Origin of the sequence: Streptomyces sp. WM6378, from assembly GCF_001279695.1 — a bacterium.
In the GTDB taxonomy this organism is placed as follows: Bacteria; Actinomycetota; Actinomycetes; order Streptomycetales; family Streptomycetaceae; genus Streptomyces.
On record NZ_LGDD01000175.1, the window covers coordinates 1 to 484 of the forward strand.

At 64.0% G+C, this 484-nt stretch carries 2 protein-coding genes; both read right to left on the bottom strand.

What is annotated here, in order from left to right; all coding sequences use genetic code 11:
• Positions 1-282, bottom strand: a 282-nt coding sequence (locus tag ADK54_RS15730) for a potassium-transporting ATPase subunit KdpA (RefSeq protein ID WP_199826977.1), incomplete at its 3' end; no start/stop codon positions are given.
• 8 nt (positions 283-290) lie between these two features.
• Positions 291-380, bottom strand: coding sequence for a K(+)-transporting ATPase subunit F (gene kdpF / locus ADK54_RS42670; RefSeq protein ID WP_063801986.1), 90 nt, complete (start codon positions 378-380; stop codon positions 291-293).
• Between the last annotated feature and the right edge of the window lie 104 nt (positions 381-484).

The window sequence follows — 484 nt, forward strand, 5'->3', positions numbered from 1 at the left end:
CACGAACCCCAGCGAGCCGGGCAGCGAACCCTGCAGGCGCTGCATCAGGTACAGGAAGAGGACGCTCACCGCGGAGAAGGCGAGGACACCGCGCAGATAGGCGGGCCAGCGCATCTCGGTGGACGGATTGGCACCGATGGCCTTGTAGACCCACTTCTCGACACGCAGGTGCCTGTCCGAGGAGTAGACCCGGGCCATGTAATCGCCCAGCGGACGGTAGGCCAGCACCAGCGCCACCGCGAGCGCGAGGAACTGGAGCACACCAGCAAGAACAGGAGACATGACGGGACTCAGAACCTCTCCGGGTACACAAGGGCGAGGACGAGGTAACCCAGGAGGGCGACGGCCACGATCAGACCGACGATGTTTTCGGCAGTCACAGCTTTGCCACCCCCTTGGCAATGAGCGCCACCAACGCGAAAACCGCGATCGTGGTGACGACGAAGGCCACGTCGGCCATCGTGAACTCCTGGAGAGAGGTTCG